At 57.2% G+C, this 615-nt stretch carries 1 protein-coding gene; it reads right to left on the reverse strand.

The genetic code is table 11. The features are described 5' to 3' along the window. Positions 1-336: 336 nt before the first annotated feature. The coding region (locus EOC94_RS35015) for a hypothetical protein (protein WP_245465727.1) at positions 337-615 on the reverse strand (279 nt) is incomplete at its 5' end.

Consider the following 615-nt stretch of genomic DNA (forward strand, 5'->3'; position numbering starts at 1 on the left):
AACCAGACATTCTGAGTATCCTTAGGCCGCCGGCTGACAGCCGCACGTCTGCCTGATCGATCGCAAAGTGGGTACGAGAGGATCTTGCGGTTCTCACACCCCAACGCGCGCTCTGTTGGAGCTCGCGGCGTCAAAAGTACCGTTGTGGGTCACCTGCGCTTCGCCCAGTAATTGCAGGACCCATCCCGGCGTCCGAGTGAACCTTGGTGGCCGCTGGGATACGCATCATGATCGGAGACGCGCCGCTCGGCTGCAACAGGTGCAAACTTCCCCTGTCGGTGATGAGACCCAAGGATCAGTCGCTTGACCTGTCCTGGTTGTGGCGCGCTCTTCTCGTCAACAGGCGGATGCCATCTTCATCCATGATGAGCTGAGTGCGATACCCGTCGAATTTGATCTCGTGAATCCAGTCGCCCCGCTCGGGCGGGTGTCGACAAGCTCCGGCTCAATAGGTGGGATGAACTTCAAACGCATGAACTGCCTCGCAAGACTGCGATTCAATATAGCGTGCGCTAAAATGGTTTCGGACCATTTTAGACGAATTGAATGTTTGATAGCCATGGCGAATCCGACCTTGGACCACCAATCCCCGGCAAGCTGCACGGTGGCCAGCCA

Source organism: Mesorhizobium sp. M6A.T.Ce.TU.016.01.1.1 (genome assembly GCF_003997065.1).
GTDB lineage: Bacteria > Pseudomonadota > Alphaproteobacteria > Rhizobiales > Rhizobiaceae > Mesorhizobium > Mesorhizobium mediterraneum.